The organism is Vibrio sp. 1401 (assembly GCF_033340295.1).
Window position 1 is genome coordinate 21,586 of the sequence record NZ_JAWOWF010000037.1, and the last position, 12,322, is coordinate 33,907.

At 46.3% G+C, this 12,322-nt stretch carries 12 protein-coding genes; 2 read left to right on the top strand and 10 right to left on the bottom strand.

Features of this window, described 5'->3' with window-relative positions; genetic code table 11:
• Window positions 1–22 precede the first annotated feature (22 nt).
• The 10 genes from R7Z77_RS17260 to R7Z77_RS17305 all read right to left on the bottom strand — a co-directional run bounded on the left by R7Z77_RS17260 (window position 23) and on the right by R7Z77_RS17305 (window position 11,225).
• A complete protein-coding gene (locus R7Z77_RS17260) occupies window positions 23–694 on the bottom strand; it encodes a DUF2057 domain-containing protein (protein WP_017634411.1) in 672 nt (223 codons plus the stop codon).
• 216 nt (window positions 695–910) lie between these two features.
• A complete protein-coding gene (locus R7Z77_RS17265; RefSeq protein WP_005386936.1) occupies window positions 911–2,059 on the bottom strand; it encodes an AI-2E family transporter in 1,149 nt (382 codons plus the stop codon).
• Complete coding sequence (locus R7Z77_RS17270; RefSeq protein ID WP_017634413.1) at window positions 2,052–2,738, bottom strand: potassium channel family protein; 687 nt, start codon at window positions 2,736–2,738, stop codon at window positions 2,052–2,054. Before R7Z77_RS17270 ends, R7Z77_RS17265 begins: the two co-directional genes overlap by 8 nt.
• Before the next feature lie 16 nt (window positions 2,739–2,754).
• Entirely contained in the window at window positions 2,755–3,645 is an 891-nt protein-coding gene (locus R7Z77_RS17275; RefSeq protein WP_158155511.1) for an HlyD family secretion protein, read from the bottom strand.
• A gap of 12 nt (window positions 3,646–3,657) precedes the next feature.
• Window positions 3,658–3,861, bottom strand: a complete 204-nt coding sequence (locus R7Z77_RS17280) for a DUF1656 domain-containing protein (protein ID WP_005374946.1) — start codon at window positions 3,859–3,861, stop codon at window positions 3,658–3,660.
• The gene (locus tag R7Z77_RS17285) at window positions 3,861–5,504 is read right to left on the bottom strand and encodes a TolC family protein (RefSeq protein ID WP_158155509.1); all 1,644 of its coding nucleotides are present in this window, start codon (window positions 5,502–5,504) and stop codon (window positions 3,861–3,863) included. The genes R7Z77_RS17280 and R7Z77_RS17285 overlap by 1 nt, the downstream gene beginning before the upstream one ends.
• Window positions 5,505–5,514: 10 nt before the next feature.
• Window positions 5,515–7,692: an FUSC family protein gene (locus R7Z77_RS17290; protein ID WP_213967491.1), complete on the bottom strand. Its 2,178-nt coding sequence runs from the start codon at window positions 7,690–7,692 to the stop codon at window positions 5,515–5,517.
• A 388-nt stretch (window positions 7,693–8,080) separates the two neighbouring features.
• Complete coding sequence (locus R7Z77_RS17295) at window positions 8,081–8,950, bottom strand: DMT family transporter (RefSeq protein ID WP_137283012.1); 870 nt, start codon at window positions 8,948–8,950, stop codon at window positions 8,081–8,083.
• Between the two features lie 141 nt (window positions 8,951–9,091).
• Complete coding sequence (yidZ, locus tag R7Z77_RS17300) at window positions 9,092–10,060, bottom strand: HTH-type transcriptional regulator YidZ (protein WP_047102388.1); 969 nt, start codon at window positions 10,058–10,060, stop codon at window positions 9,092–9,094.
• Complete coding sequence (locus tag R7Z77_RS17305; RefSeq protein ID WP_213967490.1) at window positions 10,035–11,225, bottom strand: MFS transporter; 1,191 nt, start codon at window positions 11,223–11,225, stop codon at window positions 10,035–10,037. Before R7Z77_RS17305 ends, yidZ begins: the two co-directional genes overlap by 26 nt.
• Window positions 11,226–11,357: 132 nt before the next feature.
• On the opposite strand from R7Z77_RS17305, the gene R7Z77_RS17310 reads away from it, so the two are divergent.
• Both R7Z77_RS17310 and R7Z77_RS17315 read left to right on the top strand, forming a co-directional pair.
• A complete protein-coding gene (locus R7Z77_RS17310) occupies window positions 11,358–11,828 on the top strand; it encodes a GNAT family N-acetyltransferase (RefSeq protein ID WP_005386917.1) in 471 nt (156 codons plus the stop codon).
• A gap of 24 nt (window positions 11,829–11,852) precedes the next feature.
• Window positions 11,853–12,311, top strand: coding sequence for a GNAT family N-acetyltransferase (locus R7Z77_RS17315; RefSeq protein WP_005386911.1), 459 nt, complete (start codon window positions 11,853–11,855; stop codon window positions 12,309–12,311).
• Window positions 12,312–12,322: the final 11 nt, after the last annotated feature.

Sequence of the window (12,322 nt, forward strand, 5' to 3'; positions counted from 1 at the left end):
ATATCGATAAAGTTAACCAGATTTACTGTTGATTAACATATTTCTTAAAGCGAGCTTTGGTTTCTGCGTCTGCTTTTTGGTACCAGAAGTGCAGCATCTCTTCAGCTGTCGAATCCGCTTTAACCGCAGTTGCTCTCACTTGCTTCATATCCGCAGGAACCTTTGCAGGAAGCGTGACTGGCTGCATGGTTGCTGCGCCAGCAAAAGCCACGGCTGCTGCACCGCCAGCTTGGTTATAATCTTCGATTTCACGTACGTAATCACGACCGATTTGCATACCCGGTTTGAGCAACTTGTCTTGGTCAACCGCGATTGCGTTGCCAGAATCATCAACCAGTTTCCAATCTAAGTCTTTGATCTTCTCTTCCGCATCACGTAGGTTGCGGTATTCTGGCATTTGTAGAGTGAGTTCGGCATTGGTCGCGTCAAATCGTGTAACGATAACATCGCTTTCAACACTTAAACGGTCATTACCTTGGTTGAAGTAAGGGGCGAAACGAAATACGACTTGGTTAAGGCCATCAGGTAACGTCAGTGTTCTTTCAGAGGCGAAAAAACCACCCGAAAGATCTGCTTTTTCACCGTTAGCCGCTAATACTGAAACGTTGTCAGGAACACTCACGGTTACATCTGCGAATGCCATGCCACTCATTGCGAGAGCAAGCGCACAAGTTAAAGGCTTGATCAATTTCATTGTTTTTATCCTAAGCAAATTAGTGGTCATCGAGAGTGCATCGTTCATTGCCCGATTGCAACTCCCAAGTGTAATAAGTATGAAAATTTAACAAGAACGTCATTTTTATCGCATTTATTACGACGAAACTGTGATCCAAATAGAATCAAACCGCTGAAATGCAGCGGTTTGATATCATAAGTTATGGATTAAATTTCTTTCTAACTTATTGATTTATTAAATGCCAGCACCGTGTCCAGGTTCTGATTGGTCATCAGAAGCGTCTTGTTGTTCTGCCATTTCTTCTTGCTGTTGTGCTTTCTCAATGCTCAACCACCAAACAAATAACTCATACCAAATTGCTAGGATAACGGCACCTAAGAACAGACCAACGATGCCGTAGAAAAGCATACCACCGATGGCACCGAGCAGAATCACAGGCATTGGCACGTCGACGCCACGTCCCATTAACATTGGTTTGAACAGGTTTTCAGAAAGAGCAGCAACTACGACCCAAACAGTAAACATGGTTGCTGTTGAGGTGTCTTGGGTCATGTACATGAAGCCAATCACAGGTAGCACAGCGAGCAACGCCGGGAGCTGAGCGATACACAAGATCATTAGAAGCAGTGTGAGTAAACCTGCTGCGGGAACGCCAAATACGAAGAAACCAGCACCGATCAACAGTGCTTGAATCGCCGCTACACCGACTACGCCAAGCAGTACGCTTTTAATTGTCGCAGCGATAAGCGTGGTCCAGCTTTTTGCGTTTTCACCAGCGGTTCGAATCGCGATGGTTCTTAGGCCTGATGCTGCAGATTCAGAGTACGTCATGAAACCTGCTGCAATCGCAAGTGACAAGATTGAAAGCAGTAAACTTCCCAATACGCCCCCAAGTGTACCCAGTAAAGATGTGAGTCCTGCCTTTATTTGTGGCATAAAGGTTTGAATCGCTTGCTCAAGATTAGTAGCGAATAGGGTCCACACTTCGTAGAGCTTATCACCCACGATAGGCCAATCCGCTACGGAAGGTTTTGGCCCTGGTATTTTCACTTGTCCATTTTGTAGTACTTCAAGCGCGTGCGTTGCACCATCCACAATGGAGCCTGATACCATAACAAGTGGCGTGACAAGGAGGGCAATACCAAGTAAAGCAATGGTTGTGGCTGCCAGACCTCTGCGACCACCATATACACGCTGCAATTTTTGGGTAAGCGGCATTAAAGCGACGGCTATAATAGCGCCCCAAATAACCGGAAGGATGAAGGGTTTGATGATGTCGTACGTAAACATCAGCAAGACAAAGATCAAGCCAATGCGTATTGCCGATTCCACCATATTACTGATGAAAAGCTTACTGTCGATTTTTACCGATTGTTTATCCATTTTTGTTTACCTGATGATCAATGTTAGAACTGACGAGACTTGAAACAACAATCGCCATATAAAAAACACCTGTGATGGCCTCTAAATACACCACGACTTGAGCCAGTGGTGTTAGAGGACTAATGTCGCCATAACCGAGCGTGGTTAAGGTAACGAAACTGAAATACGCTGCATTGGAGAAGTTCTGCCCCCAAGAAATCGCTTCCATACCGGTAAAGGCTTCAGGCGAAAACTCAAGCAGAATGAGGTAGGCAATCGCCCACATCAGACCAAGCAGCAAGAAAAGCGCGACCGAGCCAATGACTTTGTTGCTGTTGACATGGCCGGTGAAAAGAATCTGTCTTGCGATGGATTTAAAAGTGCCGAAAAAGAACGCAAAGGTAAGGGCAAGCATCACCACATTCATCTCTCTGATGTCGAAAACGGTCTTGATCACAATCACAAGAACCCAAACACCAAACAGGCTGTAGAGGAAACGAGACCAGGTTTTGTCAAAGCGAAGGCTCGCAAAACAGACGATAAACGTCAGAACCGTGAAAGCCTGAAGTATGTGTTCAATCGTCCCTTCACCTACGACTTGTGCCATCGCACTTCCTAACAACAAAATCACTAGCGCTAAGGTTAGATAGAAGAAGTTGTTTTCTTCATTAATGTTTTTGAGGTTTTTACCAATGACCATGGCTCTTCTCACTTAGTTATTGTTTACTTTCTGCGGATGACTCTTTCATCACCATGATGGACGCAGAAAGCCCGAATCGAAGATCAACATCTTCAGGAAGTTCTTGTAGGGAGATTCGCACCGGAATACGTTGTGCTAAGCGAATCCACTGAAAAACAGGGTTTACGTTTGGAAGAAGGTTGTAGCCGACCGTGCCGTCTTTGGGCGCAATACCCCAACCAATCGAGTCAACCGTCGCGTCAATTGGCGTGTCTGGGTGAGACATCAAAGTGACACGCGCTTGGCTGCCAGGTTCGATTTGCGCAAGTTGGTTTTCACGGAAGAAACCAAATACCCAAAAGCTGTTTTTGTCGATCAGTGCGAGCAGTGGTTGGTTTGCGACCGCTTGCGTACCGTTTCTAATATCGAGGTTAGATACAAAACCATCGACGGTCGCATAAACTTTGGTAAAGCTGAGATTAAGGCGTGCTGATTTTAGTTGCTCTTCTGCAGATTTGATTTGCAGTAGCGACTCTTCGTAAGCGATTTCACGACGAATCAGATCCTTGTGAGAAACCGCGCCACGGTCTTTGGCACGAATGTCTTTTAAGCGGTCATATTCGATTTTTTTACCGCGAGAGCTAACAATGGAGCGCTCCAGTGCTACTTCGGCTTGAGATAACGCAACCTGGTAAGTCGCAGGGTCGATTTCAAACAGTAAATCCCCCGTTTTTACTTCTTGGTTGTCTTGCACCGCGACATTTACAATTGGGCCTGATACGCGAGGAGCCACTTTGATGACGTTAGCACGCACTTGCCCATCTCGTGTCCATGGGTTATTAAAGTATTCCTCAAACTTTTGATAGCCGAGCCAAGCTGCGCCACCAAGAATGACAAGATTGAGTGCGATTACTAATAGTTTTTTCATCTTGTTTGGCACCTAAAATTGAATATAAAAGCTGTCGATGGCCACCACATAACCGACCATGATGGCAATAAACGTCAGAGACGGAAAAGCGATGAAGCGAGACAAACGTGTCTTGTTCAATATCATCACCGTTATCCACGTGGCCGTGACGGCGAGAAAGAGCACGAGTAGCGTAGGAGAAAAGTAAACGTCTCCCCAAGAGAGTTCATGAGGCATTACCGATCCTCCGTTTTGTTCTTATCGCCGTTTTCCGTCGGTGTTTCGATAGGCAAAGGCGGCAATACGCGGTTTTCTTCATTTAAATAACCATCCCAGTCAGTTCGTTCTGTCATTTGCTTGGCAATCGATTCACTGAGGAAGGGTTTGCCTGTTTGGGTTTGCCAGCCTCCACCGAGGGCTTTATAGAGTGCAACAACTTGGTTCGCAACATTACCTTTGATCGTTGCGTAGCTGTCTTCTGCGCGGGTCATTTTTTCTACCGAGTTAAGCAGACGTTCGAATGAAATTTGTCCGTTTTCGTACTGTGTCATGGATATGTTGAACGCACGAATGGAAGAGTTGACCGATTGCAAGCGTAAATCTTTTTGCTGCAAATACAGGTCATATGCTTCGATTGCATTGGTGACTTCATTAACGGCTTGTAGTACCTTTTTGTTGTAGTTCGTCAGCGTTTCTTGGAAGCGAGCATCTTCGAAACGAATGTTATTTTTCACGCGTCCGTATTGGAAAATGTTCCAACTGAACGTTGGGCCAACCACCATGGTGAGCGAATCGCTAAAACTGAAACTGCTGCCATCGGGAACCGTACTGTCGATACCGATGGAACCGAACAACGAAAAGCTTGGGTACAGAGCGGTTTCTGCCACGCCAATCTGCGCACTTTGCGCGCGAGCTTGCATCTCAGAGACTTGCAAATCCGGACGTCGCATCACTAAGTTAGCATCCACTTGCGTATCCAAAAGCGGTGGACGTGGCACAATGGAACGCTCGTCGGTGCCCGATAGCGCCGATTTTCTGCCCGTCGATTTGAACTGGGCTTCGTACTCAGCGATTTGCTTGTGCATCCCATCCGACTGTAGCAGTCGATCTACTTCTTCTGGTAACAGACCCAGTAGCAAAGCCAACACAGTACGTGATTGCTTCATTGCCACTTCGAGGCTCGGTAACGCTGCTTTGGTGGTGTAGAGTTGGTTTTTAGCTTGTTGAACGTCCAATTCTGTAACGTTGCCAGAGTCGAACTGCACCTGAGTAATACGTACGACACGCTCTTGAATCTCGATATTGCGGCGAGACAGCAAAATACGTTCTTGGAATGTGCGATAGTTGATGTAATTGCGCGCCACTTCGGCGGTTATAGTGACCATGATGTCGTGATACGATGCGATGGATGCGTAGTAACCCGCTTCTGCCGACTCAATACCGCGAGCATACTTGCCCCAAACATCCATTTCCCAAGCAGCATCAAACGACAAAGTGGCGTTATTCACGCCCTGATCATTTACGTAGGCACGCGCTAGGTTTCCTGACACGGTTTGAACTTGTGGGTATTGCAAGCCAGTCGAAATACCAAGCAATGAACGTGCTTGGACAATTCGTAGCCCTGCGGCTTCTAAATCGAGGTTTTGTTTGCTCGCCAACTCAACCAGCTGATTAAGAGTTGAGTCATTAAATTGCTGCCACCATTGTTGTAGCTGTTGCTCTGATTGCTGCGTATCTTTGGCTGCTTTTTGCACCGACCAGTCACTTGGCAGTGGCGCCTGCTTTGGATGAACATAATCTGGTCCTACCGTGGTACACGCACTGAGTCCGAGCAAAGAAAGTATGGCGAGGCTTGGTTTGGTTAGTTTTGGAAGCATCATATCCCCACCTTTAAAAACGCTTCTGTTGTAAGTTCACCCAATCGATATCCTCGTAGGTTTGCTTGCAATGCTTGATTGCTTCGAACACGTTCCGTTTTAAATTCAGCAAGATATAAAAACCGGCTATCTCTGAATAAGCGTAGTCAGATAAATCCAACTCACTAAAAAAATCTTCCAGTTTATCTTCGAATGTTTGGTAATCCTGACTGTATTGGTCGAATACGGAGTCGAGTTCTTGTGTTGCTTGATGGCTGGCTAAAGCGCCTGCCATCAAAGGAATGATGGAATCGCGGTGTTGTTGACGAAGCTGAGTAATCAGCGGATTGGCCATCAACTTTTTCTCGGCGGCCATTAAGATGTTGATGTGATTACTGAGTACATCACACGCTTTGCTAAACGCGCCAATCACTTCTGGCGTGGTTTTATCAAAGTGTTTGTGGTTGATTTTCGAACCCCAGACTTTGAGCTTTTTCGATGAGACATTGAGCGTCACCAAGTGCAAGGCCCGTTTGAGCGGCGTAATAACCGAGCTGGACTGCTGTTGATAGGTAGTGAACAGCTCTCGGGTATGTCGGAAGTAGCGTTCTTTTATGGTCAAAAAGAGGTGTTCTGGTCGTGAGCTAAACGGGAAGTAGTGCGCGAAAATAATCATGAACACCACCATGTAGAACAACAGCATGATCGTCATGAGGATCCCGAAGTGATAAAACATGTTGTTGTCTAAACCAAGAACAAACAAGCCAATCATATAGAAAATCGTCACTGGCCCGTTAAACAGATAATAGCCGATAAAGGTGTAGATAAAGATGAACAGGCCAAGTTCTAACCCGAGATCCAATTGCGGAAGAATGAAGACGTAAGAAGGCACCGCGAACAAGAAGCCGAAAGTGAACAGCACAAGCAACAAAATTGGGTGCACAGGCACGAACGACAGCAAAGACATAAACATGGTCGAGAAGACCACGAACGAGTAGCCGCCTGGTGGATTGAAATAAATCCAAATCAGTCCTGCAATCCAATAGGTAACAAAGGTTTTGACCGCAGTTTTAAAGTTTTCTGCGTCCCACCATAGAAACTTGCCTTTCGGTTTCGGCAGTGGCACGTCAAAGGAGACATTGTTCGTCACAGAGTCAATACAGCTAATGCTCTCCGCTAAACGCGACAAGTTTTGATGCATCAGTTCCAATAGGTGACCAAGCGTAAGCGCAGAGCCTTTCTCTAGGTGCGCTGCGTTTTCTAGCAACGCTTGGTTGTATTTGACTTTGAATTCCTGAGCACGATAAGCGGGTTCTTTTTCGTCCCAGACTTGTTGGCAGGTATCAAATAGCGCGTCAATTTCCGCCACGGCTTGATCAAAGTTGCTGATGCTTTCACGGTCTTGCTGGTGGCTAAAGTGGCTGTGCGCCGCGACGGTCAATTGTTGCGTTACCTGCTTGTTCAAATGAACTGCCAAGCGCCACTCTTTCATGTAGGCCGACACGTCACTGCATTCCACACTGACCGTGGCAAAACGCTGTTCGAGCGCATTTTGAGCGGCAAACATCTGTTCGATGAGAGTGTCCACGCTAGGAGGTTGTGGCTCTTCCGTTTCTGGATTTTCTTCTCCGCCTTCTTGAGGAGAGATTTGCCCTGCCGATTTTTGCTCGAAATTTTGCAAGATAGCGGTGAACAACGCGCGTTGTGCTTGGTTGAGTTGTTCGATGAGCTGTCTTAGGTTTTGTTCTGTTTTGGTCGGGAATAAGAAAGTCCCCACGAGTGTGTAAACCACCACCCCAAACACCGTCATATAGGCGCGGTCAACGCCATAAAGGAACGCACCCTCTGCGTCACCGCCATTGGACATCATCAACGTCATCACACCGGTCAGCATGAGTAGCGTTGGATCTTTTTGATAGGCATTACGGAAGTAAAAAATGAAAGAGACCACAACCGACACGCTCAGCATGTACAGCAAGCGGTCTTGAGCAAACAACCCCACCAGTAACAAGCCAACCACGGCACCAACCAATGTACCTAACACGCGTAAGGTACCTTTGGCGAGTGATTCACGACGACTGCCTGTCGATGCAATCAGCATTACAGTAGTTGCGGCCGTCGATGCTTGCGGCCAACCCATGGCAAACGGGATCAGATAAGCCAGAGTCAGGCTAAGCGATACTTTAATAGCGAATTTTATTTTGTCGTTCATAGTGTCAAAGTTTGCTCAGGCTTATCGTTATAAGTTGATGAATTTCTTATATGAATAATCAGAATCTTGTTCTGAATAAATTCGGGGGGCGGAATATAGCGGGTGAAAAAGTGTGCTTTGTAAACCCTTTGTCAAAACAAAAAGTGCGTATTTGGCTTGATCTCGTGCTAGCCCTTGGCGTTATTGGTGAAACGCCTAAAACGAGCAAATGCGCGATCTGTGATGATTCTCACTTTTGAAACAAAATCGCTGCATTGTGTGAGCCAATTCTCACCTTATATTCTTCGCCTGGTACCAAAGCAGACCACTTGTACCATATGCAATGAGCTTTACTGCTTTAAAAAGCATAGATGATGAATGGGTACTTGAGAGGGAAAGTTATTACTTTTTATCGGCTTGCCGATTGTTCGTTTGTTTTTTTGGATCGAGATAAAAAAACCAAAGCGATCCCACCAAGAATGATGCCGCTGGTTAAAAGAATATGCAGTGAAAGAGGCTCGTGGAGTACGATGCTGCCGAGTAGCAAAGCAATGGCTGGCACGGAAAGTTGGCTGACGGCGGCTTGAAGCAAAGAGAGCTTACGTACGACTTGGTACCAAAGCGTATAACCAAGGCCAGAGGCAATGGCACCAGATGCGATAGCGAGCAACACTCCGCTCAAAGAAAGGTGGATTGAGGAAAGCATCAATGGTGATAGGAGTATGCCAATTATAGATGCAGCGATGAATCCCCACGTGATGCCACTACTTGGAGAAGGCGCTTGTTTGCCGAGCGCAGTAAACGCAGCCCAGCAAACGCCAGAAATCAACATGAGAAGTGCAGAACTGATATCGGGGCGAGTGGCAGATGGCAACATTAACCAAACAAAGCCAACAATCGAAAGGCCGATACCGATGATTTCGAGAAACTGAAAGCGCTCACCTTGCCACCAATAGATTGCCAGTAACGTCAGTTGCACGGCACCAAACAAAAGCAAAGCACCGGTTCCTGTCGCCAGTTGTAAGTACGCGAAAGAGAAAAGGGCAGCGTAACCAAATAACGCCACGCCAGCAAAAAAGCGAAAGCGAGAAGTTGGCCGATCGGTTTTCCACTGGCCTCTCACGACAAGCATTGCGATTAAGGTAATCGCGCCAGATATCAATCGAACGAGCGTGAAGCTTCCTGCATCAATTAACCCTTCTGCCAAGGCAATTCGACACAATAATGAATTGGCAGCGAACGCCAGCATTGCAATGGCAGTGAGTAAAAAGGTCGACATCCTTGATCCTTAGCGTGTAAATGAACAGCTAGTGTAGATCCAAAAGAACATTTTTATTAGTTGATAAAGTGATTAGTTATAGCTATCAGAGCAAGAAAGTCATTAAAAATAACCAGAGAAAACCTGACCTTAGCCTGAGTCTTACTGTGGTTGGGAAGGTTGTTTGTACAATGACTTAATGGTGTTTTTCAACCATAGCAATTTGGGATTGTACGCATTGCGTTTATGCCAAATCATGGTAAATGGAATCAGTAACTTGTCTTGTTGAGCTTGGTCTAATGGAATTGGCAAGCACACCAAATCGAGATGCAGCTTTTCTGTGTAACTTTTGCAATAGTGCGGCGCGGTGGTGATCATGTCATGCGTCGGCTGCGCTGCCATAAAAAGAGATTGCTCAAAGTTGGACATCGTCAGCCCGATAGAGCGCTGTAGCCCTAGTTCCGTTAATACTTCATCCAACGCCCAAGTTTCACTTTTTTCCCAAACAATATTGATGTGTTGGTAGCTCAGAAAGGTCTCGAGATTCCACTCTTGCTGTAATGCCGGATGATCTTTATGTAAATACACCATCGGCAGGTCATAAAATAGAATCTCAAAATCCAAGAAATAAGGCAGAAGATCCAACGACTCTTTCGATCTAGGGTGGCTTTCTCGGCCGGTAAAACCGATATCCGCCTCGCCTCGAATGATGGCGTCGAGTGAGTCGTAATCCCAGTTACTGGTTTTTACTTTCGCTTCAGGGTATCGCTGGTGGATAGCGACGATGAGTCTGTCCAGCATTGTGAGCACTAATGGCGACTCAATCGTGATATCAAAACGCACTCCTTTAGGCGTAATATCGCTGCGTTTTTCTGCAATCTGGCAGCCAATTTGCAGCCATTCTGCAAGATCTTGCTCCATGCTTTGCGCCAAGGGCGTTGGCGCAAGACCTTTAGGTGTTTTGACAAACAAAGGATCATCGAACCAATGACGAAGTTTGTTGAGCGACTTACTTACGGTAGAGGGCGTAACGTTCAGCTTTTTCGAGGCTTTCGAGACGCTTTGCTCTTGCAACAATAATTGCAGAGTGAACAGTAAGTTTAAATCAAGTCGCGCTAGGGATTTCTTCATAATGGGTATCGTGAACAGGCTTTGGAATCAATAGTATTAGAGCAAGGCTGATTACGCTACCTAACACTAAGATAAACACCAACATATTCAGTGCACTAACGCCGATGAAACCCATAAACCAAATATAGAACGCGGAACTACAAACTTGAGCAATGCCCAGTATTGAGCTCGCCACGCCAGCTTGTTGAGAGAATGGGCTGAGCGCTTGGCTCATGGCCACGCCAAAGCCACAAGCGAAGCCAGCGCAAATCAGCCCAAGTCCGAACACATAGTAAAAAGGTTGTCCATCATGGAAATGGGCTGCACTGAGCACGATGGCTGAACAAACGAGCAATACTTGAGAGGTTATCATTAAGGTTCGCTGTTTAAAAATCCCCAATACCAATGGCGCCGAGAACGAAATCAACATACTGATCGTCGCAGTCCCCGCCATGATGGAAGAATAGCCACCGCGATCAAAACCAAGCATACCCATCACAACAATTGGTGAAGCGTTAACAAAGGTCAGAATGGTGGTCACTCCAAGCGCAGTAATGATCAGCCTACTGATAAAAAATCGCTCGAAGAAAGTCTCTTGATGGCTCTCTGGCGTTGTCTGTTCTTCACCTTGTTGGCTGGGTAGTGATTCCTTGAGAACAAAAATGGCCAATACACTGACGAGAATGCCCATTCCTGCCATCGTGGTAAACAAACTCGGCCAAGGAAATTTCAGCATAATCAAGTGACCAATCACGGGTGCGATCACTGGAATGATACAGGTGATGCCATTGAGCATCGACAATACTTTCGCGCGGCGTTCATCGTCTAACGTGTCGCGTAAAATCGCGAACGCGACGACATAGCAAGATCCAGCACCGATGCCTTGGCAAAAGCGAGCAATCAAGAAAGCGTTTGGTTGTTCAGCCATTCCGCCGAGAAAAGACGCGAGCACGAAGATCATCGCGCCGCCGACGGCAACAGGCTTTCGTCCCACAGAGTCTGCAATTTTTCCCGCGAATAACATGGTGGTAGCCATACCAGCTAAATAGATCGAAAACGCAATATGCAACTGAGATTCACTGGCGTTGAGATCTGACGCAATTTGAGGCAAACCAACAAGATACAAATCAATGGCAGTAGGGTAGAGTAAGACGAGTGCAAAACTGCAAAGTAAAAAACGGGACATGGAAACCTCTCTATCGAATGGGGAGGATAATAGAGTGCTAAACGTTTGCCTGCGAGTGGGAAATACGACACCAGGTATTTCTATTTACGACATACCCTGTATGAATTGAGCGTAAAAACAACAAGGAAGATTATGATTACCATTGAAAAGTATTCGCCTGAGCGACATGAACAAACTTGCGAACTTAGCGTGCTAGAAGAGCAATCGCAGTTTACGGTCGCGGATGTGGGTGAAATGCTTACGCGTCTTGAACCTACAGAACTTCCGCATCTGATTTTGACAGACGATGATGTGGTTGGCTTTTTTCTATTTGATGCAGCTTACAGTGAGAAATACGATTTTTGCCCGAAAAACAGCTTAGGCGTACGTGCTTTGCTGGTGGATCACCGTCATCAAGGCAAAGGTATCGCCAAGCAAGCCATTCAACAGTTTGCCGATTTCGCCAAACGCCATTATCCCGAGTTTGATGCGCTTTATCTCACTGTGAATTGCCGCAACATACCCGCTTATCAGTGCTATTTAAAATCAGGGTTTGAAGATACCAATGAGCTTTACCACGGCGGCCCCGTTGGACCGCAACACATTATGAGACAGCCGCTTTAGCTAGGAAAAACCAAGGGTGGAAAGATGAGGATTGAAATCGACAATTTAGAACGGCCGCAAGTGATAGCGCTGTTGGAAGGACATTTACAGGACATGTACGCCACGTCACCACCAGAAAGCGTGCATGCGTTAGATTTAGATAAGCTCAAAGCGCCAGAAGTGACATTTTGGACCGGATGGAAAGGTGAGCAACTGCTTGGGTGTGCGGCGATTAAAGAGTTGGATGACCAACACGCGGAGCTGAAATCCATGCGCACCACGCCTACGGCAAGAAACCAAGGTGTGGCATCTCAATTATTGATTCATGTGATTGAGCAAGCGAAGCAAAAAGGTTTGCAGCGCTTGAGTTTAGAAACGGGCTCGATGGAGTTTTTTAAACCAGCGCGCCTGTTGTATGAAAAGCATGGCTTTGTGTACTGCGAGCCGTTCGGGGATTACGAACTCGATCCGAACAGTCAATTCATGACCCTAGAACTGAGCTAGGGCCATGAATT

Excerpts from the sequence above, each read along its gene's own strand:
- R7Z77_RS17290 (WP_213967491.1), bottom strand. The coding sequence starts at position 7,692 with ATGAACGACAAAATAAAATTCGCTATTAAAGTATCGCTTAGCCTGACT.
- R7Z77_RS17315 (WP_005386911.1), top strand. The coding sequence starts at position 11,853 with ATGAGGATTGAAATCGACAATTTAGAACGGCCGCAAGTGATAGCGCTG.
- R7Z77_RS17270 (WP_017634413.1), bottom strand. The coding sequence starts at position 2,738 with ATGGTCATTGGTAAAAACCTCAAAAACATTAATGAAGAAAACAACTTC.
- R7Z77_RS17295 (WP_137283012.1), bottom strand. The coding sequence starts at position 8,950 with ATGTCGACCTTTTTACTCACTGCCATTGCAATGCTGGCGTTCGCTGCC.
- R7Z77_RS17285 (WP_158155509.1), bottom strand. The coding sequence starts at position 5,504 with ATGATGCTTCCAAAACTAACCAAACCAAGCCTCGCCATACTTTCTTTG.
- yidZ (WP_047102388.1), bottom strand. The coding sequence starts at position 10,060 with ATGAAGAAATCCCTAGCGCGACTTGATTTAAACTTACTGTTCACTCTG.
- R7Z77_RS17275 (WP_158155511.1), bottom strand. The coding sequence starts at position 3,645 with ATGAAAAAACTATTAGTAATCGCACTCAATCTTGTCATTCTTGGTGGC.
- R7Z77_RS17310 (WP_005386917.1), top strand. The coding sequence starts at position 11,358 with ATGATTACCATTGAAAAGTATTCGCCTGAGCGACATGAACAAACTTGC.
- R7Z77_RS17305 (WP_213967490.1), bottom strand. The coding sequence starts at position 11,225 with ATGTCCCGTTTTTTACTTTGCAGTTTTGCACTCGTCTTACTCTACCCT.
- R7Z77_RS17260 (WP_017634411.1), bottom strand. The coding sequence starts at position 694 with ATGAAATTGATCAAGCCTTTAACTTGTGCGCTTGCTCTCGCAATGAGT.
- R7Z77_RS17265 (WP_005386936.1), bottom strand. The coding sequence starts at position 2,059 with ATGGATAAACAATCGGTAAAAATCGACAGTAAGCTTTTCATCAGTAAT.
- R7Z77_RS17280 (WP_005374946.1), bottom strand. The coding sequence starts at position 3,861 with ATGCCTCATGAACTCTCTTGGGGAGACGTTTACTTTTCTCCTACGCTA.